Here is a 24,688-nt window from a genome sequence, read left to right on the forward strand (position 1 = left end):
ATTAAGTTATTTTGTTTGTTTTCTAGTAATCTTACAAGGTCTTTTTTTGACCTTGTAGGTATTTGTAGTTAAATTTTCTGTCACGAATTTATACAAAATATTTGTGTTTTGTTTTTAAAAAATCTTGTAATTGCTTCATCTGTTCGCTCTTTCGGACTCGGGTTGTGATTGCTTTTTTTGTGATTAATGGTGTGAGAATTATACCTACAAGGTTTCAAAAACCTTGCAGGTATGAAATTCGTTGCTGTTTTTTATTTCCAAATAATGGCTTGTGCTGGTTGTAAAGGATTTTGTCCCACAAGAATTTTACTTCCTTGAGGTATAGGTAAGTTTATAGGCTCATTTGTATAGTTTACACCTACGTAAAAACCATCTCTCCATTCTATGAATACCCCTTTTGGCAAATCTTCGATAGCTACTTTGGCACGTTCGTAAATAGTACGTACGACTTGTCTTTCCAGACTTCCATCTTTACTTTCTGCTCCAATATAAGTAACTGTTCCTTTGCCTAGTTTTCTTGTAACAGCTGCTGCTTTGTCTTTGTAAAATTGGTCGGCATAGGTTGCCAGAACTTCTGTTCCTTGTTTCGGACTCAAGACATCTGCCCAAGTATTCCATTTATAAGTATTGCTTCCTGCTGTTATTGTTCCGTTTACATTAGCAACAAGCATGTCAAAAAAATCTACATCGGCACCAATTAACGGTACGATTGGTGCACTCCAATTGGCTTCAAAGAAATGTCCGTTTCTATCTTTCTGACCTGTACGACAAGAAAGGATTAAGTTTCCTCCGTTTTCAACATATTTAGTCCATTTATCTACTAATTTTTGATCTATAAGTTGGTAAGCAGGAGCAACGATAAATGGATAAGCAGAGAAATCATCATTTTCGGTAATAAAATCTACAGGAGCACCAGTCGATTTAATAGCTGTTGTATACGTGTTTCTATGTCTCCAAGTACTCCAGAATTCGGTTTGTTTTTGGTTTTCTAAATCCCAAAGGTTTTCATGACTCCATAAAAAACCTGTTTTTCTCTTTGCAATTTCTTGCGGAATTACTGCTTTAGGATTGTATTCTTTACGAAGCAATTTCATGTCCTCGATAGATTGTACAAATTCTTTTCCGCCTGTTGTAAGTGTTACACCATCGGTTCCTACGATTCCGTCATGGTACATTTCGCTACTTCCTAGCGGGTGCCTGTATCTATACGTACAAGTAAATGAACACCCACCACCAAAAGCTTGCGAAATCCACATATGAACCGTTCCGGGTTGTAACTGTGGATTAATCCCTGCCCAGTTTACTTGCCCAGGTTGTAACTCCATAATACCAGTAACACCACTTATTGATCTATAGTAATCGTTGGCTTCAGAGATTTTGTTAGGAGATCCCATTCTAAAACTATCTCCTCCCAAAGGATTTTGTCCACTTACAGGATACATCGTATAGGTAATGAAATCCATTTTGTTGGCACTTCTTGGGTCGGCATCATAAATTACATTGGTAAAGTTGGTTGTTATCCATTGTTTTGGATCAACATATTTACGAAGTATTTCGGCTTGTCTGTTCAAATATTCCCCCTGTGCATCAGAGGTAAATCTTTTAAAATCTAATACGGCATGCGGACTTAATTTATCTTCAAAATAAATTTCTGCATTAGGTAAAACTATTTGTTCAAAGTTATTATAACGGGTACTCCAAAAATTCCCAACCCATTCCGTATTTAATTTTTCGATTGTTCCGTATTTGGCTTTAAGCCAAATTTGAAATGCTTTGCGAGCAGAAGGACTAAAATCGGCAGTACCTAGAGGTTCATTGTCGATTTGCCAACCCATGATGTTTTTGTTTTTACCGTATCTTTTTCCAAGTTCGGCAACTATTTGATCTGTATATTCTCGGTATTTTTCATTTGTTATAGATACATTAGCTCTATTGCCGTGCTCTCTGCGACGTCTGCTTGCATCTACCAAATAAATTTCAGGATATTTGTCTCCCATCCATGCTGGTGGAGTTGGAGTTGGAGTACAAAGAATCACTTTTAAACCGTTTTTTTCGGCTATAGCAAGTGCGTCATCAAGCCATTTAAAATCATATTTGCCTTCTTCAGGTTCCATATAAGTCCAAGCAAATTCGGCAAAATGCGTAAACTCAAATCCTAGTTTTTTTATGTTTTTTAAATCACGTTCCCATTGTTCTTTTGGCCATTGCTCAGGATAATAGTAAACACCAATTTGCATTAAATCAGGTTTTGAGAAAAAGCGTTGTGGGTCTTTCTTCTCTGTAGCAATGGTTTTTTTAGTTTGAGAAAAAACAGGATTCGAATTACAATTTGCGATTAGCAATAGTGTAAATAAAATTTTGACTAATGGTATATTTTGCTTGAACATTCTTGGTTGTATTGGGTTAATCGAATTTGTGGTATTTTTTATTATTTATCTTCTAAAAGTAGCATTAAATAATGTGAGGCCGACCAGCTAAAGTTAAAAGCTTCCATTCCTTTTCCTGTAAGCGGTTGGTAGTTTTCTCTTATAGATGTGCCTTTGTCCAGAACTCCTTCTGCATTATGAATGAGTTTATGTGCCAATTGGTTTGCTTCGGTTGTATAACCATATTTTTCTAATCCATTTATACCAAAATAACTTTGGTCAAGCCAAATTGGCCCTCTCCAATAGCCGCGTTCTGGTTTAAACTTCGGGTGGTTTGCTGCCAATGTTGGTAATGGAACAAAAGTGTTGAAGATAGCAGGATTCATCATGTTTTCTTTCATCACTTTGGTTTGTTCGGCAGTAGCAACCTCAGCCCAAATAGGCAAGTAACCTTCGCATCCCATTGCTTTTATCAATGTTTTACCGTCGATTGTGGTATCGTAATACCAACCTGTTGCCGGATCCCAAAATTGAGTTTGGATTTTAGCCTTTAATGCTACACTTTCGTCTTGCCATTTTTTAGCTTCTTCATTCAATTTTAAAACTTGAGCCATTTTGTTTAAATAGTTCTTTTCGGCGTATAAAAAGGAATTCAAGTCAACACTTTCTTGGTCTAATGAATAGGCTTTATCACCGTTTTTTAAGATTTTACTATCATCAAAACGTACTGCGTTATCCATTCCGCTTTCCCATTTGGCAGCGACCAATGTTCCATCTGTAGAACCAAATTCGCATATTCCGTCTTGATCATGGTCACGCTCTTTGTACCACCAGTTATGATATGATTTTAGTTTTGGATAAAACTCTTTTATAAAATTAGCATCTTTAGTTTTTTCATAAATTTTCCAGATTGCCCATGCTGCAAGTGGAGATTTTGTATTTCGGTAATTGTTTTCTTCTATTAGATTGTTTCTGTAAACACAATCCGGAATAAATCCGTTTGGTTCTTGATAATCAAATAGTGCGCGCATTTGGTCTTTTGCTAGTTCAGAATCATAATTGGCAACGGCAACAGCGTGTTTCCAACTGTCCCATGCCCAAAAACCATGAAACCATTCGTAATTGTAACTCGGGAAAAGTCCACCATGTTTTAAACCTTCGGCTGCAATTCGGGTATTGTTTTGTAATGTAAGTACCAGTTTAGCTACTAAATCAGAATACGTATTGTCTTTATAGATGGCTTTTTTCCTGGCTATTAATTGTGCTAGTTGGGTTTCTTTTTCTTTTTGTGTGTTTTTAAGTAAGGTATTGAAGGTAGTTTTGGCTATAACTTCGTTCTCCTTTTTCCATGAGTATTGTGGGAAAATAAAGGATTGAGAAACAACTATTTCTTTGGTTTCGTTTGGTTTTAATGTTAGCTTTTCTGTTTGAGTTTTATAACCTTGTTTTGTGATTTCAATTTCTGGTGTTGCATTAAAAAACTGAATATAACCCACGGCTGTACTTTTCGTGGAAACGATTTTTAATGTTTTATTTTCTTTAGATAACTGCAAATCATCTATAAAAAGAGTAGCACCATAAGATGGATAAAGTGTTATTGCTTTTCCTGATTTATTGGTAATACTTGTTTTTTGTAATGCCGAATGTCCTGATAAAAAAACAAGTTGTTGCTTTATCTCTAATTTTTCGTTTTTAAATTGTTGTTCTAAGTGGCTATTGTAGCTGTTTTGACTTACTAAAGCTGTTTTCCAGTTAATAACTTCTTGCTTGTTCTCGTCGTTAAGTTGCAAGGAAACAAATGAGGGACTTAACCAAACGCCGTTTTGTTCTGTCATTAAAAAAGGACCAGAAAAACCTGCCTGAACTTCGGATGGTTCTAGGAATCCGAATCCGAACCAAGCGCCTTTATCTGAGAAAACTAATGATTTTCTGTCGGTTGCATTTGCTGGATTTCCTTTGTAATTTATACTATTTTTTGAAGATTCTAAAATTGGAAAACCTTTTTGTGCCCAACTAGATTGTAAGATAAAAAGGAATGAAAGAATAAAAAGTGTTTGCCTTTTGCCCATGTTGTTTTGTTTTATGGTGTGTTTTACTTTTTCAAATCCATTATCCTGTAAGGTTTTGTCAACCTGTTGATATAACAACATATTAAAACCTTGCAGGAATTACACTGTTATGAATGAATTCTATTTTTCAATTGTATTTAATTTTCAATAATAATCGAAATTCTATTATTAGGTAAAAAGAATAGCCTAAGTAATATAGGTTATTCTTTTGGAATTGTTTAGGTGGTTAATTTGCTTGTAATTCTGTTAATGGAATTGGATAAAAATTGTTCTTTGATGCGTCAAAACCGGTGCGTCCTACAGCATCAAGTGCAGCTTTTGTTTTTCCCCAACGGCGTAAATCATAAAAACGGTAGTTTTCCAGAGGGAATTCCAATATTCTTTCATGCTCGATTTGTGCTTTTACTTCGTTGCCAGTTGTACCATTCATTGCAGGCATATCAGCTCTGTCACGAACTTTGTTGATATACTGAATAGCTTCGGGTGTGCGACCTAATTCATTAAGTGCTTCGGCTTGCATTAATAATACATTCGAATATCGCATAAGAGGAATATTGATTGCTGTAAATTCCTGATCCATTTTTTCCTGAGTGTTTGGTATGAACTTACGGAATACTGGTTTATCTGTGTCTCCAAATTTATCATCATAAGTTGTTCCCAATACTCTTGGATTATCTACATCATTAAAATACGGATCTTTAAAGAAAAGAGTATTGTAAATACGGCTATCATAATTTCCTGTAGTCGCAATTTTTCCTTCTTTCTTGAATTCATTTACAAGCATTGTGCTAGGAAGAATTTCGTCCCATCCGCCTAGTTCTCCTGCAGCCATCCAATAGTGGAGTGCATTGCGATAGAATGCTCCATTGGCAGTTGTTTCTGAGAATTGTAATTCGAATATAGATTCTTTGGTGTTTTTAGTGGTACCATCAAACATTGAAGCATAATCTTTGACAAGTTCATATCCTTGCACTTTGTTTAGCGCTGTAAGAGATTCGTTTAGGAATGCTTGTTTTTGAGCTGTTTCTTCATATGCTCTTGTTAAATATGCAAATCCAAGATAACTGTTGGCAGCTCCACTTGTGGCACGGCCTGTTTTTTCCTGAGGTTGTTTAAGTGGTAATATTTCGGCTACAGCCTTAAATTCGCTTGTAATAAAATCCCAAGCTTCGGCACGTGTAGATAACGGAATACTTAGGTCACTTTCTTTGGTTATGTATTTGTTTCGTATGTAAATTTGTTCCCAGTTTAGAAGTAATTTCATGTGATAATAAGCACGTAAAAAGCGGGCTTCGGCTTCTATTTGTTTGCGGTCAGTATCGTTTAGCGTTGCTGCTGGAACTTGTGGTAGTTTATCAATTATCTGATTGGCATTACTAATTCCTCTGTAATTTAATGTCCAATATCTTGTAAACTGACTATTACCATTGGTATAGGTAAATGTAGAAAGTTCTACCCAGTTTTGGTAATTTAAAGCATCACTTCCTAAGTCGCAAATGTCTTCACGATAGGCTTCAACTGGCCATTTTACTTCGGCAAAAGCCCATTGATCTACTGCTCCTTCGAGTTGTGAATAAGTTGCTGCCAATGCAGATTCGGCATCGGCTTTATTTCGCCAAAAAATACCTGAGGTAAGTTGATCTGGTGATTGTTGGTCTAGATAGTCACTACAACCAGTAATGGTGAATAAACCTATAACGGATAATAAAAAAAATATCTTGTTCATGATTATGTCTTTTATAAATAGAATTAAAATATATATTGAACACCTGATACAAATGATCTTGTAAATGGATATACAAAACGATCCACACCAGTGTCAAGAACAGATTCACGTGAAAATTCCGGGTCGATACCGGTGTATTTGGTAATTGTAAACAAGTTCTCTACACTTACATAAAATCTAAGCTTGTCAATTTTTGCATTACCTAACATTTTCTTAGGTATAGAATATCCAAATTGTAATTGACGCATTCTTATAAAATCACCACTTTCAAGAAAACGATCCGATTCACGGCTGTTTCCATTTGGATCTTGTAAGACGGCACGTGGAATGTTACTGTGGTTGTCTGGTGTCCAGGAATTAAGTGTTGTTGCCAACATATTGGTTCCGGAATTCATTGATTCATAGAAATACCTGTTTCCATTATATAACTTGTTTCCCCAACCGCTGCCTATCAATGCAGAGAAATCGAAGCCTTTATAGCTTGCGCCTAAACTAAGATTGGCTTCTAGTTTTGGTAATCCAGTTCCAGAATAGGCTTTATCATTTTCATCGATAACACCGTCTCCGTTCAAATCCTTGAATCGGATGTCTCCCGGTTGTGCGTTTGGTTGCAATAAAACACCATTTTTGCTATGAGCATTTACTTCTGCAACAGATTGGAAAATACCATCGGTTTTGTATAGATAAAATCCACTTATAGGACTTCCTACACGTGCTTGGGTAGGGAAGTGCTCGTCTCCATATTTTAACCCTTCACCGTAAATAGTTTGCCCTTCGTTTGCAAGGGATTTTACATTGTTTTTAAGCGTAGTAAGGTTGAAGCCGATATTGTATTTAAACTCATTAATCTGGTCGCGGTAGTTAACTTCAAGTTCAAATCCGCTATTGCTAATTTTACCTACGTTAAGAATGGGATTGTCTATTCCGGCAGATGGAGCCAGTTTTTTTGTAATCAATAAATTATCAGTTACATTGTGGTAGTAGTTCATAGAACCGCTAATTTTCCCGTTTTTAAGCGTAAAATCAATACCTATGTTTTTAGAATCCGTTGTTTCCCATTGTAAATTTCTGTTTTCTAATGTTTTTGCAATACTTCCTGGCCAAGGGTTACTTCCGTTTCCTTGTACATAACCATTGCCTAATGTGTTTCCTGTGCTAATTAATGTGTTTGCCGAATAATATCCTAAAGCAGCTTCGTTGCCTAATTGTCCCCAGCTAGCACGCAATTTTAAAGTTGATATGATAAAATCCTTTGGAAAAAAATCTTCTTGTTCTATTTTCCAACCTAAAGCTATTGATGGGAAAGTTCCCCAACGGCTGTCTTCTCCAAATTTCGAAGAGCCATCTTTTCTGATAGTCATCTGAAGTAGGTAACGATCATTATAAGAATAATTAAGTCGACTAAAAAATGAAAGACGGTTGTATTGAAATTTTGAACCATCTGCCGAGTATGTCCCTCCTTTTCCTGCACCAATAGTTTGGAAATTTGGATCTAAAAATCCTGATGGACGATCAATAGATACTAATTCTCCATTATTTACAGAATAATCGGTTGTTTTTCCTTCTACACTTACTTGATTCCAGTTGGACGATACGCCATTTATGGTATTACCAAGCATCAAACCAAAGGTATGTTTGCCAAAGGTTTTATCAATTGTTATAATGTTGTCTAAAATTTCTTCATCCCAAAATGTCCTTAGTTCGGTTTGCATCGGATACAGATGAACTTCTTTTGGATTTGCAATATATGGTGGGAAATGAGCCGTTTGTTGGTTGTTTTTTACACGGTAAGAATAGGCCAATTTATATTTTATCCAAGAGCTAATGTTTGCTGTAACAGCAATGTTTGCGGTTAAATCTTGTCCTTTGTCCATACTGCTTTTAAAATGTTCTTCGGCAACAGGGTTTGTTCCTGCAGGTAAGCCATTTTTATTTGTAAGTCCATAACCGTAAGGCTCATTTTCATCATAAACAGGCACTAACGGAGACATTGTATAAACTTCTTTTAGTTGGAAATTTGGCAGTTCATTTTGTGTTGCTATGTAAGCCATTTTTGCATCTATATCAAAGATGGATTTTTTAAAGCTAATTCTGGCACTCGCATTTTGCTGGCCAAAATCATTATCGATTACAATTCCTTTTTGTTTTACATAGTTACCGTAAAGAGCAAATTTTACATCGCCTTGTCTTCCTTGTATGCCCAAACCATAATTTTGAGTAAGTCCTGAGCGGAAAACTTCATTTTGCCAATCGGTATTGGCTGTAGCAGGAGCAGTTATGTAAGCTGGTAATGGTTTTGGAGAGGTAGCATATTTATTATACTCATCATACATTCTTTTATGTACCGTGCGATATCCATCTGCATCCAACATATCCAGTGTTTTTGATGCATTGGTATAGTTTAAGAAAGAGCTAAAATCTATTTTCACACCTTCTTTTTGTCCGGTTTTTGTTGTAACAATAATAACTCCGTTGGCAGCGACCGATCCATAAATTGCGGCAGCAGCACCATCCTTAAGAACCTCCATAGATTCTATGTTCGTTGGATTTACAGTGGATATAGAACCTTGAAATCCATCAATGATATAAAGTGGTTCTGTTTTTCCAAAGGTATTTACTCCACGTATTTTTACTTTTACATCAGCTCCTGCAACACCACCACTTTTTTGCACATTTACCCCGGCAACTAAGCCTTGAAGCGCTTCGGCTGGATTTGTTGTGGCTCGTGTTTCCAGACTTTCTTTCTTTACAGAAGAAATGGCACCGGTAACGTTGCTTTTCTTTTGGGAACCATAACCAATTACGATTACCTCGTTAAGTTTGTTGGTTTCTTCTTGCATTACAACATTGATCTCATTACGGTTTCCCAGAGTTTCTGTTTTTTCTATAAAACCTAAGTAAGAAAAAATAATAGTTGGATTTGTTGTACCATTTGATGAATACGTTAATGTGTAATTCCCATCAATATCGGTTGAGGTATTGTATTTAGTGTCTTTTATGGAAATACTTACACCTGGTAGTGTGTTGTTTTTGTCATCTGTGACTTTCCCAGACACCGTTTTTCGTTGTTGGCTCTCTTGTGCAATCATGGTATTTGGCAGCCAAAAAAGGAGCATGATTGGTACTAGAAATTGCTTTCTAAGTACGGTTTTAAGTTGTTTCATTTGTACTGGTTTTTGGTTTCTGGTTGTGATTAAGCTTTTTGTATTCTAAATTGTTGAGTTTTTTATTTTTATTAAAATTTTTATTATTATGTGTAATTTTCACGCTTAAAATAGTAATATTCGTTTTTTTGAATATGTTTTTTTAAGAATAGTGAAATCCAAATTTAGAAGATTGCCTATTCAGAATACACCAGTACCTACCAGTTTGTTTTTTGTTTTAATGGTGGTCTGTTTTTACAAATGAATTTTAGGTGGAAAAGAAATTGATTCAAAAGAAGGTTTTGTATGTAAGAAAAACCATTGAATTTAAGTTTTTTATGCGCAAAAAAAACTGTGTTCGAGAACACTAAAAAATCAGAATAAACGCCTTTTTTAAAATAGGTTTTTTCTTGGTAATATTAAGTGAAATGCGTCACGAGATTATTTAGAAGCAAAGTGAAGAATGCATTTTAATATTTTAAATTGTTATCAATTTTGATGATTTTATTCGATGTAGAAATGGTTAATGGGAGTTCAACTTATGAAGTATTTATAAGTTGAAGTTTAGCGAGTTTCAATACTGAAATTAAAAAAATATAGAAAGGTTTAAGGGCAATAAATTACTTAAAAATTGACCCTACCAGTAGATTTTTACGCGCTTTTTGAATGAGATAATAGGAAATTCTAATGTGCTTTTTTAATTTGAAGGTAAAAAAAATCCCTTTTTCAACTTAAATTGAAAAAGGGATTTTGACATATTATTGTTAAATTTTAGTTTTTTAAATCTTTGATTACTTTAAAAGCAATATCGACTTGTTCTTCACTTACTAAAATTGTAAACTCATTTGATGTTGAAATTACTTCATTTATTATAATTCCTTCCCAAGCCAAACGCTGGAAAATGAAATAATAAATTCCAGGAACTACAATGTTTTCCTTTGGCAATTTTACTGTAATTGAAGCTAAGTTACTTAGTTTTTGGATTAATTTTTCGCGGGCAAAATGCTTTTCTACCAATTGGTTTATACTACTACTTACTACAATGTTGGTTTCGTTTACACCACGAGAAGAGGTATAAAATATATCTGATAAGGTATTGATATCCGAAATTAAATCGGCTTGTTTATTTAAGACAGTTTCTGATGCTGCAAAAGTGTAATCTGTAAGTTCTGATCGAACAGTAATCTCCCCAATATTCTTGATTACTTTGTTGATTTTATGATTTAACTTAAAGTCTAATTCTTCCGTTAATCTTTTTAAAGACATAACTACAGCTCCTTGTTTTACTTCTTTGCCAAACTCGCTTTCTAATTCGGTCATTATATTTCTGGATAATGAGGTCAAATTAATGATGCCGAGTGACAATGCATTTAATAAAAAAGGCTTCGTTTTGATGTAATTTTCTACGATGGAGGAAACAGTTTTCATAATTTTCTGGTTTTTGTACTAATTTAGTTGTGGTGGTTTAGTTAATTTGTGTGTTATATTTTTTTGCAAATATAAATAAAAAAACAATTTGTTACAAATATAACAATAAAAAATTATGTTAAAAATGATAAAATGCATCTATAAGATGTTCTATAACAAATGATTCCTTATTTTTATGGATCCCTATAATATCAAAACGAATTTCAAAATCTATTTCCCTATAGTTTATGTAGGCATTTACTGCTTTTACAAGTAATTGAATTTTTTTTGAATCGACAAAATCTTGTGGTGAACCAAAATCCAGTCTCGATCTGGTCTTTACTTCTACAATGGCCAAGATGTTTTCTTTGGTTGCAATAATATCAATTTCGGCTTTTTGGTAAGTCCAATTGGTGTCCAGAATTTTATAACCATTCTGTTCAAGATATTCCACAGCAAGTTCTTCTCCTATTCTTCCTAATTCATTGTGTGCTGCCATTTTCTTAGTTTTGTGAGGTTAGTATTTAGTCTCAGTATCTAGTATAAACGAAGACCTAACAGGTTTTAAAGACCTGTTAGGTCTAATTTGAGTAATATTGATATAGAATTTTACGAATTGATTAGTGTCAATTTGTGACTTGAGACAGAGAGTCGAATTCAGTATTAGTTTCGATTATTTATTAAAAATAACTGTACTTCCGGATTGATTCACATCTATAGTAATTGTACTTCCCATTACCAATGCTCGATTGTCTTGGATATGTCCTGCTGGGAAATTAAAAATCACTGGAATATTGTATTTTTTGGTCACATCATCAACGATTTCTAATGCATTTTTACCCCACGGAATATCATTATCTTTCATTTTTGTCATTGCTCCAATCACAATTCCTTTTAGGTTTTCGATGCAACCGTTGCGTCTTAAGTTCATCATCATTCGATCTATATGATATAGATATTCATCGAGATCTTCTATAAATAATATCTTATCCCGACAATCTATAGCCGATTTAGAACCTAACAAACTATATAAAATAGAGAGATTTCCACCAACTAATTCACCAGTTGCTTTTCCGAATCGATTCATTGGATCTGACGGAATGGTGTAGGATATAGGATCTCCGAATAATGCCATTTTCATAGTTGCAACAGCGTCTGGAGTAGCGCGTGCTACACTTACTGGCATAATACCATGAATAGATTTATAACCCATTGTGTTTAAATGATTGTGCAAAACTGTTACATCACTAAAACCAATAACCCATTTAGGATGTTGTTTAAATTTTGTAAAATCAAGTAAATCAATCATTCGAACAGTTCCATAACCACCACGAACACACCAAATTGCTTTGATATTTGGATTGTCCATTTGATGTTGGAAATCGGCTGCACGTTGCTCGTCGGTTCCTGCCAACTGATTTGTGTCTAGACCTATTGTGTTTCCTATTACAGTTTCTATTCCCCAACTTTTAAGTAAATCTATAGTAGGTTGTAAATTATCATCGATATTTTTTCTGGCCGTTGCTACAAGTGCTACAGTATCGCCTTCTTGTAAATAAGGTGGTGTTATCATGTTTTGTTGAGATTGACAGGTGAATGATTGTAAAGCAAAAATAAGAAATGCGAATTTACAAATGGCAAAATGTTTCTTTACGTGTTGGAATTGGTTTGTATTCATATTTCTTATTTTAGTTTTCTGCAACATTGTCAAATGAGGTAGTTGTTATATCTGTTAGTTTGCCTTTTTTGGTTGTAAGATTTCCATCCCAATTATATGTTTTGTTGCCTGTTGTTATTTTAATCCCTATAGAATCCTTGTTGTCATATATAGTATAGGAGACATTTTTATTGATAAATGAAATCGTATTGTTTTTTCTGTCAAAACTAAAATCTGGGTTTTGATCGACTTCATTTATTGGATACGAAAACTCAACTTCATCATTTTTATCAATTAAAACATAGTTTAGTGTTCTGTCATTATTATTGAATAGTACAACTTGCTTTTGGTTTTTATCTACTTTAAAAGAGAATATCGTTTTTACACCTTCTTCATCCAGCGTAATCATTCTTTTGGAGGTAGTTACCATTTTCTTGCCATCCCAATTTTGTTCACTATAATTATTATAAGGAAAACCGGTTTGGTCGTCTTCGACAATCTTGATTACTTTAGGTTTATTATTTACTACGATAAATTCGGAAAATTGATGCCAGCAACAGCCGTCCTTAGTCATTACACTTATTTTCTTTTTCTTGTTGTCTATCTGGAACATTCCACAATAATCTTGTGCCAGTGTTGTGAAATCGGAGTTGAATTTAAAACCGGTTTTGGTGCCTAAGTATATTCTAAAAGAAGGGCCGTGATAACAGCTGTTTTGTCCGTCTTCGATTGCAAAATCCTTTATTCCATCAAAATTATAATCTTCATACATAATCAAACTTTGTTCACCATAAGGCAATTGCTTTATGTTTGCCAATGCTTTTCCATTATTTAAACTCAACGCCAGTTCATCGGATGCTACTTTTATAATTTGCTTATTTGTCTTAGCATCATAAATAGCAACCCATCCTTTGGTAAATACTTGGGATGTATCTGCGATAAATATTTTACCATAATAATCCTTTGAGAAATTTTCTACTTTAAAAGTTGCTTGAGAAAAAGTAACGTTGAATAAAAGCAGGAGTAAAGTTGTGGCTATAAGTTTCATTTTATAGTAGCGTTATGGATATTAATCTAGGATTTATGGTGTAAACGTGATTTAGTTAAACAAAGATAGCCATTATAAAAAGTAATTTAAAATATCTTACTTAAATGAGTTAGTTTTATATTTTGGAAGAAATTTCTTTAAAATAAGGCTTACACTTTTTTTAATCCTAAATAATAATGAGAATAATTACCTTTTCTATCTTTATCTTTTTCAATTTATTGATGACACAATTACACGGACAAACAAAAAAGTATACTATTCATACTGTAGCTTTTTATAATCTCGAAAACCTTTTTGATACTATAAAGAGTCCAAATATTCAGGATGCAGAATGGACTCCAAATGGGGCGCAACATTGGACATCGCAGAAATACTTTAAGAAATTAGCCAATCTTTCCAGAGTTCTGTCAGAAATTGGTACGTCCGAAAATCCTAATGCACCAACATTTATTGGCTGTGCCGAAATAGAAAATAGGGGAGTTCTGGAAGATTTAATAAAGCAACCTAAATTAATTGATAAAGAATACGGAATCATACATTTTGATTCACCCGATCAACGTGGTATTGATGTGGCTTTATTATATCAGAAGAAACATTTTAAACCGATTACTTATTCTAATATCCCACTTGTTCTTTATAAGAAACCTATAGAGAATCCAGTTGATACAATACAAAGCACATTGAAGAATAATCGGATTTATACCAGAGATCAATTATTGGTAACAGGATTTCTGGATGGAGAGGAGATAAATTTAATTGTAAATCACTGGCCTTCGCGTTCTGGTGGGGAACAAAAATCAAGTCCTTATCGTGAAGCTGCAGGAGATTTGAATAGGAAAATAATCGACTCGCTACAGCAAATTAATCCCAATGCCAAAGTTATTACAATGGGTGATCTTAATGATGGTCCTTATAATAAGAGTGTAAAAGTTGCGCTTGGCGCGAAAGCCAATAAAGCCGATGTGCCAGAGTTTGGTATTTACAACCCTTTTGAAGATATGGCAAAGAAAGGAATGGGAACAATTGCCTATCGGGATTCATGGGATATTTTTGACCAAATCATGGTTACACAATCTTTGATTAAATCCGATTTTAGTTCTTTTCAATTCTGGAAAGCAGGAATCTTTAATAAATCATATTTAATACAAACTTCCGGTCAGTATAAAGGATATCCGTTGCGGCATGCCACAACCGAAGTAGGGTACAGCGACCATTTTCCGGTTTATGTTTATCTTATTAAAGAGATGTTTTAGTACCAGAATCAGTATTCAGTCTCGGTGTTCAGTATTCAGTAGTAAACTGCCATAGCCATTGAAAACTGGTACTGCGACTGAATACTGATTCGGGTACTAAAAACTGTGACTGAACATTGAGACAGAATACTTTTTACTAACTTAGCACCTTAGTAATTTAGCACCTCAATAATATGGCTATAGCAAAACCATTCAATCTTACCAAATGGATTGATGAAAACCGACACTTACTTAAACCACCTGTAGGAAATAAAAATTTATACACCGAATCTGGAGACTATATCGTAATGGTTGTTGCTGGTCCCAATGCCCGAAAAGATTATCATTATAACGAAACCGAAGAGTTATTTTATCAGCTTGAAGGAAGTATAAAAGTAATTATTCAGGAAGATGGTGAGCGTAAAGAAATGGAATTACATGCAGGTGATATGTATCTTCATCCAGCCCATATACCACATTCACCAGTGCGTTCTGCAGGGTCTATAGGTTTAGTAATCGAGCGAAAACGTGCAGGGAAAGGATATAAAGACGGATTGCTTTGGCATTGTGACAATTGCAACCATAAATTATATGAAGTCTACTTTGAACTTCATAATATCGAAAAAGATTTCTTGCCACATTTTGAACATTTTTACAATTCTAAAGATTTGAGAACCTGTGATAATTGTGGTACTGTTATGGAATCTGACCCTAGATTTACAGCCAAAAAATAATTCTGTGTTTTCTATTTAAAAGGTATACTTTTGCAAAAAAAATAAATTATCCACATGGACGATTATTATTCGAGGAAGAAGATAGATAAACAGGAATAGCTGTTGCATAATGTATGCGCTATTCCTAAATAACGTTTTGCATTATGATTACCTTTTACAAAAATAACAACGGATTATTCCCAACGGAAAACCGTGAAAACAACAAATGGATTAATGTAGTTTGTCCTACTAAGGAAGAAACTAAATTCTTACTCCATGAGTTACAAATTCCAGAAGCATTTTATAATGATATTGAAGATATCGACGAAAGACCTCGTATTGAGATCGAAAACGGTTGGTTTCTTATTATTTTGCGAATTCCTTTTAAGAGCAATGATGCAAAATTGCCTTTTAATACTGCCCCCTTGGGATTGATGTTTAAAGATGATGTGTTTGTATCACTTAGTTTTCATCAAACCGAAATTTTACCCGATTTTGTTTTATATACCCAACGCAAAAAATCGGACATCAATAACCACTTTGATTTAGTTTTAAAGTTGCTTTTGTCTTCCAGTATTTGGTTCTTAAAATACTTAAAGCAAATAAATCAGCGTATCCGATTGGCAGAGGATAACCTTGAAAAATCTATTAAAAATGAAGAATTACAAGCATTACTACAAATAGAAAAATGTTTGGTTTTCTTTATTACTTCCCTAAAAGGCAACGATATGTTGTTTCATCGAATTAAAAACCTTAAAGATCACAGAGAAGATTTTGATCCTGTTTTAGTTGAAGATGTTGAAATCGAGTTGCGTCAAGCCGAAGAAACTACTAATATTTACAGTAATATCTTAACCGGAATGATGGATGCTTATGCATCGGTAATCTCGAATAACTTAAATGTTATCATGAAAAGACTAACTTCGATTTCGATAATCCTGATGATTCCAACATTGGTGGCGAGTTTGTACGGGATGAACGTTCCTAATAATCTTCAGGAAAACAATCATGGGTTCTTTATTATTTTACTGATTTCATTGCTAATATCGATTTGTGGCGTTTTATTGTTCAAGAAAAAGAATATGTTTTAGTTTAGTTTTAAGAGGAATAAAACCCATATTGATTGCATTAAATTCTTAATCTTGACTTTTCTGATTTTGAATTAATCTTAACGAGTTATATGGTTAACTTCTGTGCTTGAAGTACTCATTTGACTATCTTTAGAACTTAAACGATCAAAGTATTGTTACAATGGTTAAAATAATTTACTGAAATAATTTTAACGATATAAGTGATGTAAGAGTATTTAAGTTCTACGCTTATATTTACTTTCATCACTTATATGGTTGGCTTTTTTGTTATATTTTTAACTTGAAAGGTTCATCTTAGATTTGTTGAAATTGAGCTATGTAACTCATCTTAATTAAAAACTAAACAGCATAATGACCAGAAATATCTCCGAAAAATCATTTGAAACTTTTCATTGGCTTGACATAAAAGGTCCAAGTGAGTTACAATTAGAAGAAATCGCTTTAAAGTTCAACTTAGAAGTTTTTCCTGTCAAAGATTCACTAGAACACGGGCACTTACCTAAATTAGAAAAAATTAAAGACTATGATTTTATCATTTTGAGGGCTTATACCGCAAATGAATTTGATAATAATTCTACAGTTGAAGAACTGTCTAATAAAGTAGCCTTCTTTTATAATGATAAGCAATTAATAACGATTCATCGAACTCCATTTTCTTTTTTGGAGGATATTTTTAAATCAGATTTGAAGTTTAATTCTGTTTATGAATTACTTATTCATATTTTTAAAGAGATCATTCAAACCTATAATGCACCATCCCAATGGCAAACAGATCAGGTCGATGAAGTTGAGAAGACCATCTTCTTAAAGAAAGAAAATAAAATTTCTCTCGAAGACTTGTATTTCCAAAAGACAGAAACCAGGATTAGCAAGAAGTTATTAGTGCTTACGCAAAATGTTATCAATAAAATACATGTTCCCGATGAAAACCTGTCGGCTCTAGAGGATGTAAAGGATAATCTTGTTCGGCTTATTCTGGCGTATGAGGAAGCAATGGAGGATGCAATAAATTTAATGAACACTTTCTTGTCTGTAACAGCCCAGAAAAACAATGATGTGGTTAAGTTACTAACAGTTTTTTCTGCTTTCTTTTTACCACTTACTTTCTTGGTTGGGGTTTATGGAATGAACTTTAAGTTTATGCCCGAATTGGAATGGAAGTATGGATATTTATACGCAATATTGTTTATGTTTGTGATGTGCATTTTTATTTATATCTGGTTTAAAAAGAAAAACATTATGTAAGTAGAACCATGAAAGTTTTAATAATTAGATAAATTCAAATATATTTACATAAAAATATAACAATTTTTAACAAAAAAGTTACAATGATAACAATAGCAGAACAATTCGGAATGAAAGATGCATTGGCACAATTGGGTATAAAAGCCATAAATGAAGGAACATCAACCGGAATAAATAACTTTTCTTCTGGTGAAATTCTAGAAAGTTTTTCGCCTGTAGACGGAAAATTAATCGCCTCGGTAAAAACATCTACAGCTGCAGATTATGAAAAAGTAATGCAAACAGCAACCGAAGCATTTAAAGTATTCAAACTTATGCCAGCACCACAACGTGGAGAGATTGTACGTCAGTTTGGAGAAAAATTACGTCAGAATAAAGAAGCTTTAGGTAAATTGGTTTCTTACGAAATGGGGAAATCATTACAAGAAGGATACGGTGAAGTTCAGGAGATGATTGATATTTGCGATTTCGCAGTAGGATTATCACGCCAGCTTCACGGATTAACAATGCATTCTGAGCGTCCAGGACACCGTATGTATGAGCAATATCACCCAATGGGGATTGTTGGAATCATTTCGGCATTTAATTTCCCGGTTGCGGTTTGGTCATGGAACACAGCTTTGGCTTGGATATGTGGAGATGTTTGTGTTTGGAAACCATCCGAAAAAACACCTCTTTGCGGTATAGCTTGCCAGAATATTATTGCTCAGGTAATTAAAGAGAACAACCTTCCAGAAGGTATTTCTTGTTTAATCAATGGTGATTATAAAGTAGGGGAGTTAATGACAGATGATAAACGTATTCCGTTAATTTCGGCTACAGGTTCTACTCGTATGGGTAAAATAGTAGCACAAGCAGTTGCAGGACGTTTAGGTAAATCATTATTAGAATTAGGTGGAAATAACGCAATTATTGTTACCCCAGATGCAGATATTAAAATGACTGTAATTGGTGCTGTTTTTGGTGCTGTAGGAACAGCAGGACAACGTTGTACATCAACACGTCGTTTAATCATTCATGAAAGCATTTATGATAAAGTAAAAGATGCAATAGTATCTGCTTACAAGCAATTACGTATCGGAAATCCTTTGGATGAAAACAATCATGTTGGTCCGTTAATCGATACTCATGCTGTAGAGATGTATGCAAGCGCTTTGACAAAAGTTGTTGCCGAAGGTGGTAAAATCCTTGTAGAAGGTGGTGTGCTTTCAGGTCAAGGTTATGAAAGTGGTTGTTATGTAAAACCAGCTATTGCTGAAGCTGAAAATTCATTTGAAATTGTACAACACGAAACATTTGCTCCAGTTTTATATTTAATTAAATACAGCGGAAATGTTGAGAATGCTGTTGATATTCAAAACGGAGTTGCTCAAGGTTTATCTTCTGCTATTATGACGAATAATTTACGTGAAGCAGAGTATTTCTTATCTGTTGTAGGATCAGATTGCGGAATTGCAAACGTAAACATAGGAACTTCCGGTGCAGAAATCGGTGGTGCTTTTGGTGGAGAGAAAGAAACGGGTGGTGGTCGTGAGTCTGGTTCTGATGCTTGGAAAATATACATGCGTCGTCAAACCAATACAATCAATTATACTACAAGTTTACCATTGGCACAAGGAATTAAATTCGATCTATAAGAATTTATCCTTTTTTGTATCAAAAATCCTTTTATATAATAGCAAAAGGCTTCCAATTTTGGAAGCCTTTCTTTTGTGCATTTACGCTTTACTTGTAATCGATTACTTTTTTATGATTATTTGGCTAGATACAGCACCTTCGGTAGTTTGTACTTTAACTAAATAGTTTCCTGGGCTTAGTTTGCTCATGTCAATAATTTCTACGCCTTTTTCTGTAGTTTTTACTAATGCTCCCGTCATGCTGTAAATTGTTACTTTTTCTATGTTTTGATCAGAGTTTGCTATACGTAAATAGTTTGTCACTGGGTTTGGATACAAGATTAATTTTGCAACCAGAATGTTGTCATCTACGCGTAAAGTAGTTTTGTATTCAGTGCTTATGTAGTATAAGTTTGTTGTATCGCCTTTTATAATTGTATTATTTCCTGCTGGCAGTGAAACTGTAACGATTCCTGCAGATGCTGTATATGATACTCCGTTTACTTTGACTTTTCCTGCAAAACCATCGTCAAATACTAAAGTTAATGTGGATTCACTTGTCGTTGTATATGTTATTGTGGTGCTTGACTCCATTTTTAAACGTGCAGTTAGTGTCAAGCCTGAGTAGGTTATAGATCCAGCCGTAGAATTTATATTTCCGGTGATGGTATAGAATGTACTTGTTTTTGCATCTGTAGTAAAATTATGTGTTTGATTACCAGGAGTACTTCCATTGGTCAAAGCTGTAATTGTTCCCGTTGCATTAGTTGCTGTGCCTGTTACACCACTGGTAGCAATAGAATAAGGTACAGTCGCTGTAGGGCTACCCGAAATTGTAATTGTTTTGGTCGCTGTATTTTTTACAAAAGTTATACCTGACGTAGGTAATCCAGTTACTGTAACATCTGTAGCATCGCCACCCCAAGTAAAAATAATTGTGCTAATTGCTGTTCCATTTGTTACAGTTTGGTCATTATTATTGGTTGAGGTTAATGTTTGTGTAGATACTGTTGTTCCGGTTTCGCCTTGAATCGCTGCTAGCTTTGTTTTGTAGCCTACAAGAGCTGCTTTTAGTGCATCATTAACCAAAGAGGAAGCATCATCTACAGCATTGTTAAATGTCCATTTTAAATCGCCTCCGGTAACACGTCCTGCATATTGCATAACATTTGTTTTGGCAACTTCGGGACTATCCGGTGTATAAGCATACATAATAGATGAATCGGTATCAAAATTGTTGTAGGCTTTTCCTCCCTTTTTTGCAACTATGCTGCTGCTTACAGTTTCATTTCTTGTAGTTGCAACATAAGCATCAAATTCAATTGGATAATTGGTAGCATTATAAGGAATAAAACGTGTTTCGCCACTCATCGTATTGTTATATGCTTTAATTGTTCCTCCATCTTCTTTCGAAAATGTACCTAAAGCACCATTATAGACATCCGTTCCTTGCATTGAGGTAAGCATTGGGTATTTGCAATTACGGAAAAAGTTGTTTTCTACAAATACCGATGAGCTCATGGTTGATCCTATACCATATTTGGCATTTCCGTCGTAGTAATTGTTATAAACGTGCGCCGAGTAAAAACGTACGCGGGGATGACGTGAATCGGAGTGATCATACCAGTTATGATGATATGTAATGTATAATCCTGTTGTTGTATTTTCGCTTAAGCCTAAAAGATTAGACTTCCCAGAATCCCAAAAGTGATTGTATGAAAATGTGATGTAAGTCGATTTTTTGCAATCTAGTGCACCATCCCCTTTTATTTGATCGGCATCACTCCCTGCATTTCCATAAAAGAAATCGCAATTGTGTACCCAGATGTAATCATTGTCTTGTTGTAGCCCAATATTATCTCCTTCGCTGCTATCACAGTTCATTGTTCCAATATTGCGTATCTCTATATTTGATGCGTTTTTAACTCGAATACCCCAGCCATCTGCTACAGCATCATCACCAATACCCTCTATAGTGATGTAACTTGCTGCATTATTGTTGTTTTCAACAACGATATCTCCAGAAAGCATATAGCTTAAATCTGTTATTTGTCCTATCATGCGAACGATTAATGGACGAAGGTCTTTCCCTTTTTTATATCCATCCAAAATTGTTTGTAAACCCACAGATGGACTTGGTGTTGCACCTGTAACAGCTAGTGAAACTGTATTTTTAGTGTTTTCTGTTATGTATATAATTACTGCGTTTGTTTTTGGAGTTCCATCTGCATTATATGCTCCTGGAACACGATTGTTTGCAAAAGCAAATCCTGCGCGATCATGTGCCTTTACTGTAATAGAACTTGTTGTTGAGCCAGTTCCTTCTACGCCAGATATAACTGGCTTTATTTTTATGGTGTAGGAACCAGCTTTAATTCCCGGAATGTCTGCGCGGTAATAGGTACCATAACTACGTATTAGTTCATTGTCAATTTTTTTATCTGTAATTCCGCCTCCTGTATAGTAAACATTATAGCTTTGTGCATTGGCAACTGGTTGCCATTTTACATATGCTGATTCCAGCCAACCTGCGACTTCGTTAATTTGAACCTGTTGTGCCCATACTTGTACAGATACAAGCAAAATAGTCATGTAAAGTAGAATTTTTTTCATAATTGTGGTTTGGTTAAAAGTTTGGTGTTAAATAGATTGCATTATTTGGTTATTGGGAATTTAAAATGTAATCGATTACACGAATGTAAATAAAATTTACATATTATTATTTATTTTATATAAAAAATACACATAGTAAAAAAATATTCATTTTAAATATTAATTACGCAACGATATCGTTTTAGCGTTGCGTATTGAATAATGCTTGAAATTGTTGGCCTTATGTGATCTGGTTTTTCTTCGTTAGGGAAATTTATGGCATAAAAAAAAGCAACTGGATAAGAGTTGCTTTTTTTGGCGCATGTAAGTAAATACTACATTCTGTTTTTATAAATGTTTATTTTTTTGGTTTTATTATCTTCAATGAATATAATAATTTACCTTTTCTATAGGATGGTTTTTCATCAGATTTTGTTAGAAGTACAAGATCGTATAATTCTACTTTATCTTTTTGGAATTCAATTCCTAAGTTTTTATTGGACCCGTCCAGAGTTGTGAAATTTATTGCTGTTATGCCTTGAGTATCTGCTGAATCTCCATTTATGCTAATATAATAGCTTTTAAAATTTGCAAGTCCTTCTACTTTTCCATCTTCAGTAAACTTAATTTCTGTTTTGGAAGATTTGGTCGAATAAGTGTTATCAGAAAGTGTTTTGTTTATTAAAACACGAAGTACAGATACATTTAAGTCTTTAGCTTTTTTTATCAATGAACTATCTGCTTTTATATATTCTTGAGAATGATAACGTTCGTCGAGTGGCAGTAGGATTAAATTTCCATTTTGGATTACTGCTTTTTGAGTTTTTGTTTCGTGCAAATGGTTAACTAATGTGTCATTTTTGAATGACGCAAAATGCTTGTCTTTTTCCAGATCTTCATTAATAAAAATAATGCTATCCTTTACGTTTTCCGGGATAATTATTTCTGTAACGCCGTTGTTAACTGTTTTAATTCCGTTATCAATAATTATATTATCGATAAAGTCTTTTGCAATCCAAATACCTGCGAAAGCATTCGATTGTTCTTTTTCAGTTTCTTTTTTCGAATCTTTACATGATGTAGCTGTAAGTGTTAAAAGGACTATTGTTGCACAGTAGAAAGTACTTTGAATAAATTTTTTCATAATTACGGCGTAAATGGTTTATTTATAAATATAAGTAATAATTAACTGGTAAGTAGTGATATTCAAATAAAAAAAGACCATTTGAAATTTCAAATGGTCTTTTTAATATGTTTCTTAGCTATTTATAAACTTGGAAATTGTTGTTGTTCTTTTTATAAATTAAAAGAAGCTCCTAGACTAAAAGTGAATTGGTTGTTCAGGTTATAGAAAACTCTGTCATTGTCACCATATTTTGCAATTGGGAAACCAAGTTCTGTAAATACACCAAATCCATCAGTAAAGAAATAACGACCACCTACGTGACCACCAAAATTTTTCAATCCTAAGCTTAGTCCTGGGTAAATATCTAATTTTTTATCTACATTAATAACGCTTCCTAAATTAGCATTAACTCTAACTTTAGCATCAAAACGATCTTTGAAAGCTGGTTTTGCTCCGTAATATGTGCTAGTGCCATAAAAGCCTGAATATTCATTAACTCCTAATAAATAATTAGATACAAGTCCGATAGAGAAATTTTCTCCAAGGCCATAATCTAATGAAGCCTGAATACCTGATCCACCATCCTGAATGTTTGCACCGATATTTACTTTAGTATCTCCTTTACCTCTAAATGCTTGTTGTGCCTGAGTTAAACCAAATGCTAATAAAAATGCAAGTGTAATAATCTTTTTCATAAAATGTAATGATTTAATGTTTTTGCAAAAATAGAGTTTTATATATTAATTCCTACCTTTTTCATTAAAATACAGCTCATTCAAAGGTTCGCTTTGCCAGAATTCTTTAGTATCTACATCCATAATTGTTAATGGACCTTTAAAAGCTGCACCGGTATCGACATTCCAAACATTGGCTTTCTTTACGGGTGTAGTTTCATTTATTCTGGTAACAGGAGTATGACCTATATAAATTTCCTTGTATATTTTTAATCGTTTTGGATATAGTAAATAATCTATTTTCATATTTGGGTCCAATGCCAAAGCAGTTTCCCATAAAGTCCTGTCCCAATAAAATGATTCTGTGGAATATTCGAAGGTAACGCCATTCATATTGGTGAAACCGGCATGAATAAATAATCTATTCTGAGGGTCCAGATAATAATCCTCTAATGATTCCAGAAATTCAACATGAACTTGTTTGCGAGTATCACTTACAGACTCATAAGCAAGAACTGTTGCGTCTCCTCCATGATGATGCCATAATTCATTGTCTTTGTCATCTTTTATCCATTGTAATAATAAGTCATCATGATTACCACGAATACAAATACATTTTTGTTTTTGTTTAAGTGCAATCAAATAATCAATTACCTGTGGCGATTGACTCCAACCATCCACATAATCTCCAAGGAAAATTAAGGTGTCTTTGTCTGTTACAGCTGCTCTTTCCAGAACTTGTTTCAAAGCAATTAAGCCTCCATGTATGTCGCCTATAACGAATGTTCTCATCTTGATGTTTTGTAATGTACTTACAAAAATAGGAGAAAATGATTTGTTTTTTACTTATTGACTTGTTAATCTTTGTCATAATTATATAATTCTAACATTATCTAATCTAGTAAGTTTAAGTATTGTTTTGGTTTATTATCCTACTATAAAATTTAACGTATTAATTATAAATTTTTGTGAGCATTTGATTC

General features: G+C 33.9%; 17 protein-coding genes. 5 read left to right on the plus strand and 12 right to left on the minus strand.

Going from position 1 to position 24,688, the window contains the following annotated elements; genetic code table 11:
* Nucleotides 1–251: 251 nt before the first annotated feature.
* From OIU83_RS10075 to OIU83_RS10110, 8 genes are all read right to left on the minus strand, one after another.
* The gene (locus OIU83_RS10075; RefSeq protein WP_264206129.1) at nt 252–2,387 is read right to left on the minus strand and encodes a beta-galactosidase; all 2,136 of its coding nucleotides are present in this window, start codon (nt 2,385–2,387) and stop codon (nt 252–254) included.
* Nucleotides 2,388–2,428: 41 nt separating this feature from the next.
* The gene (locus OIU83_RS10080; protein ID WP_264206130.1) at nt 2,429–4,516 is read right to left on the minus strand and encodes an MGH1-like glycoside hydrolase domain-containing protein; all 2,088 of its coding nucleotides are present in this window, start codon (nt 4,514–4,516) and stop codon (nt 2,429–2,431) included.
* Nucleotides 4,517–4,661: 145 nt separating this feature from the next.
* Nucleotides 4,662–6,161: a RagB/SusD family nutrient uptake outer membrane protein gene (locus tag OIU83_RS10085; RefSeq protein ID WP_264206131.1), complete on the minus strand. Its 1,500-nt coding sequence runs from the start codon at nt 6,159–6,161 to the stop codon at nt 4,662–4,664.
* Between the two features lie 23 nt (nt 6,162–6,184).
* The gene (locus tag OIU83_RS10090) at nt 6,185–9,325 is read right to left on the minus strand and encodes a SusC/RagA family TonB-linked outer membrane protein (protein WP_264206132.1); all 3,141 of its coding nucleotides are present in this window, start codon (nt 9,323–9,325) and stop codon (nt 6,185–6,187) included.
* Between the two features lie 750 nt (nt 9,326–10,075).
* The gene (locus OIU83_RS10095; protein WP_264206133.1) at nt 10,076–10,732 is read right to left on the minus strand and encodes an aspartate kinase; all 657 of its coding nucleotides are present in this window, start codon (nt 10,730–10,732) and stop codon (nt 10,076–10,078) included.
* A gap of 118 nt (nt 10,733–10,850) precedes the next feature.
* The gene (locus OIU83_RS10100; protein WP_264206134.1) at nt 10,851–11,210 is read right to left on the minus strand and encodes a YraN family protein; all 360 of its coding nucleotides are present in this window, start codon (nt 11,208–11,210) and stop codon (nt 10,851–10,853) included.
* 174 nt (nt 11,211–11,384) lie between these two features.
* Complete coding sequence (locus OIU83_RS10105) at nt 11,385–12,284, minus strand: S66 peptidase family protein (RefSeq protein WP_264206196.1); 900 nt, start codon at nt 12,282–12,284, stop codon at nt 11,385–11,387.
* Nucleotides 12,285–12,399: 115 nt separating this feature from the next.
* Nucleotides 12,400–13,416, minus strand: a complete 1,017-nt coding sequence (locus OIU83_RS10110; protein WP_264206135.1) for an XAC2610-related protein — start codon at nt 13,414–13,416, stop codon at nt 12,400–12,402.
* Between the two features lie 176 nt (nt 13,417–13,592).
* Here OIU83_RS10110 and OIU83_RS10115 point away from each other — a divergent pair, with 176 nt between their 5' ends.
* The 5 genes from OIU83_RS10115 (at nt 13,593) to amaB (ending at nt 19,334) form a co-directional block, all read left to right on the plus strand.
* Nucleotides 13,593–14,669 (plus strand): endonuclease/exonuclease/phosphatase family protein, encoded by a 1,077-nt coding sequence (locus tag OIU83_RS10115; protein WP_264206136.1) that lies wholly within the window; start codon nt 13,593–13,595, stop codon nt 14,667–14,669.
* 173 nt (nt 14,670–14,842) lie between these two features.
* Nucleotides 14,843–15,382: a 3-hydroxyanthranilate 3,4-dioxygenase gene (locus OIU83_RS10120; protein ID WP_264206137.1), complete on the plus strand. Its 540-nt coding sequence runs from the start codon at nt 14,843–14,845 to the stop codon at nt 15,380–15,382.
* Between the two features lie 143 nt (nt 15,383–15,525).
* Nucleotides 15,526–16,452, plus strand: coding sequence for a magnesium transporter CorA family protein (locus OIU83_RS10125; protein ID WP_264206138.1), 927 nt, complete (start codon nt 15,526–15,528; stop codon nt 16,450–16,452).
* A gap of 351 nt (nt 16,453–16,803) precedes the next feature.
* On the plus strand, nt 16,804–17,697 hold the full coding sequence (locus tag OIU83_RS10130) for a CorA family divalent cation transporter (protein ID WP_264206139.1): 894 nt from the start codon (nt 16,804–16,806) through the stop codon (nt 17,695–17,697).
* A gap of 83 nt (nt 17,698–17,780) precedes the next feature.
* On the plus strand, nt 17,781–19,334 hold the full coding sequence (gene amaB / locus OIU83_RS10135; RefSeq protein WP_264206140.1) for an L-piperidine-6-carboxylate dehydrogenase: 1,554 nt from the start codon (nt 17,781–17,783) through the stop codon (nt 19,332–19,334).
* A 102-nt stretch (nt 19,335–19,436) separates the two neighbouring features.
* Here the strand turns inward: amaB and OIU83_RS10140 are convergent, their stop codons facing one another.
* The 4 genes from OIU83_RS10140 to OIU83_RS10155 all read right to left on the minus strand — a co-directional run bounded on the left by OIU83_RS10140 (nt 19,437) and on the right by OIU83_RS10155 (nt 24,497).
* On the minus strand, nt 19,437–21,926 hold the full coding sequence (locus OIU83_RS10140) for a pectate lyase family protein (protein ID WP_264206141.1): 2,490 nt from the start codon (nt 21,924–21,926) through the stop codon (nt 19,437–19,439).
* Nucleotides 21,927–22,263: 337 nt separating this feature from the next.
* A complete protein-coding gene (locus OIU83_RS10145; RefSeq protein WP_264206142.1) occupies nt 22,264–23,049 on the minus strand; it encodes a hypothetical protein in 786 nt (261 codons plus the stop codon).
* A gap of 152 nt (nt 23,050–23,201) precedes the next feature.
* Nucleotides 23,202–23,726: a DUF6646 family protein gene (locus OIU83_RS10150; RefSeq protein ID WP_264206143.1), complete on the minus strand. Its 525-nt coding sequence runs from the start codon at nt 23,724–23,726 to the stop codon at nt 23,202–23,204.
* 45 nt (nt 23,727–23,771) lie between these two features.
* A complete protein-coding gene (locus OIU83_RS10155; RefSeq protein ID WP_264206144.1) occupies nt 23,772–24,497 on the minus strand; it encodes a metallophosphoesterase family protein in 726 nt (241 codons plus the stop codon).
* Nucleotides 24,498–24,688: the final 191 nt, after the last annotated feature.

It is taken from the genome of Flavobacterium shii (assembly GCF_025847235.1).
GTDB classification, from domain to species: Bacteria; Bacteroidota; Bacteroidia; order Flavobacteriales; family Flavobacteriaceae; genus Flavobacterium; species Flavobacterium shii.

What these genes read in the sequence shown, in the direction of transcription:
- OIU83_RS10075 (WP_264206129.1), bottom strand. Translation starts at nt 2,387, where the DNA reads ATGTTCAAGCAAAATATACCATTAGTCAAAATTTTATTTACACTATTG.
- OIU83_RS10080 (WP_264206130.1), bottom strand. Translation starts at nt 4,516, where the DNA reads ATGTTGTTATATCAACAGGTTGACAAAACCTTACAGGATAATGGATTT.
- OIU83_RS10085 (WP_264206131.1), bottom strand. Translation starts at nt 6,161, where the DNA reads ATGAACAAGATATTTTTTTTATTATCCGTTATAGGTTTATTCACCATT.
- OIU83_RS10090 (WP_264206132.1), bottom strand. Translation starts at nt 9,325, where the DNA reads ATGAAACAACTTAAAACCGTACTTAGAAAGCAATTTCTAGTACCAATC.
- OIU83_RS10095 (WP_264206133.1), bottom strand. Translation starts at nt 10,732, where the DNA reads ATGAAAACTGTTTCCTCCATCGTAGAAAATTACATCAAAACGAAGCCT.
- OIU83_RS10100 (WP_264206134.1), bottom strand. Translation starts at nt 11,210, where the DNA reads ATGGCAGCACACAATGAATTAGGAAGAATAGGAGAAGAACTTGCTGTG.
- OIU83_RS10105 (WP_264206196.1), bottom strand. Translation starts at nt 12,284, where the DNA reads ATGATAACACCACCTTATTTACAAGAAGGCGATACTGTAGCACTTGTA.
- OIU83_RS10110 (WP_264206135.1), bottom strand. Translation starts at nt 13,416, where the DNA reads ATGAAACTTATAGCCACAACTTTACTCCTGCTTTTATTCAACGTTACT.
- OIU83_RS10115 (WP_264206136.1), top strand. Translation starts at nt 13,593, where the DNA reads ATGAGAATAATTACCTTTTCTATCTTTATCTTTTTCAATTTATTGATG.
- OIU83_RS10120 (WP_264206137.1), top strand. Translation starts at nt 14,843, where the DNA reads ATGGCTATAGCAAAACCATTCAATCTTACCAAATGGATTGATGAAAAC.
- OIU83_RS10125 (WP_264206138.1), top strand. Translation starts at nt 15,526, where the DNA reads ATGATTACCTTTTACAAAAATAACAACGGATTATTCCCAACGGAAAAC.
- OIU83_RS10130 (WP_264206139.1), top strand. Translation starts at nt 16,804, where the DNA reads ATGACCAGAAATATCTCCGAAAAATCATTTGAAACTTTTCATTGGCTT.
- amaB (WP_264206140.1), top strand. Translation starts at nt 17,781, where the DNA reads ATGATAACAATAGCAGAACAATTCGGAATGAAAGATGCATTGGCACAA.
- OIU83_RS10140 (WP_264206141.1), bottom strand. Translation starts at nt 21,926, where the DNA reads ATGAAAAAAATTCTACTTTACATGACTATTTTGCTTGTATCTGTACAA.
- OIU83_RS10145 (WP_264206142.1), bottom strand. Translation starts at nt 23,049, where the DNA reads ATGAAAAAATTTATTCAAAGTACTTTCTACTGTGCAACAATAGTCCTT.
- OIU83_RS10150 (WP_264206143.1), bottom strand. Translation starts at nt 23,726, where the DNA reads ATGAAAAAGATTATTACACTTGCATTTTTATTAGCATTTGGTTTAACT.
- OIU83_RS10155 (WP_264206144.1), bottom strand. Translation starts at nt 24,497, where the DNA reads ATGAGAACATTCGTTATAGGCGACATACATGGAGGCTTAATTGCTTTG.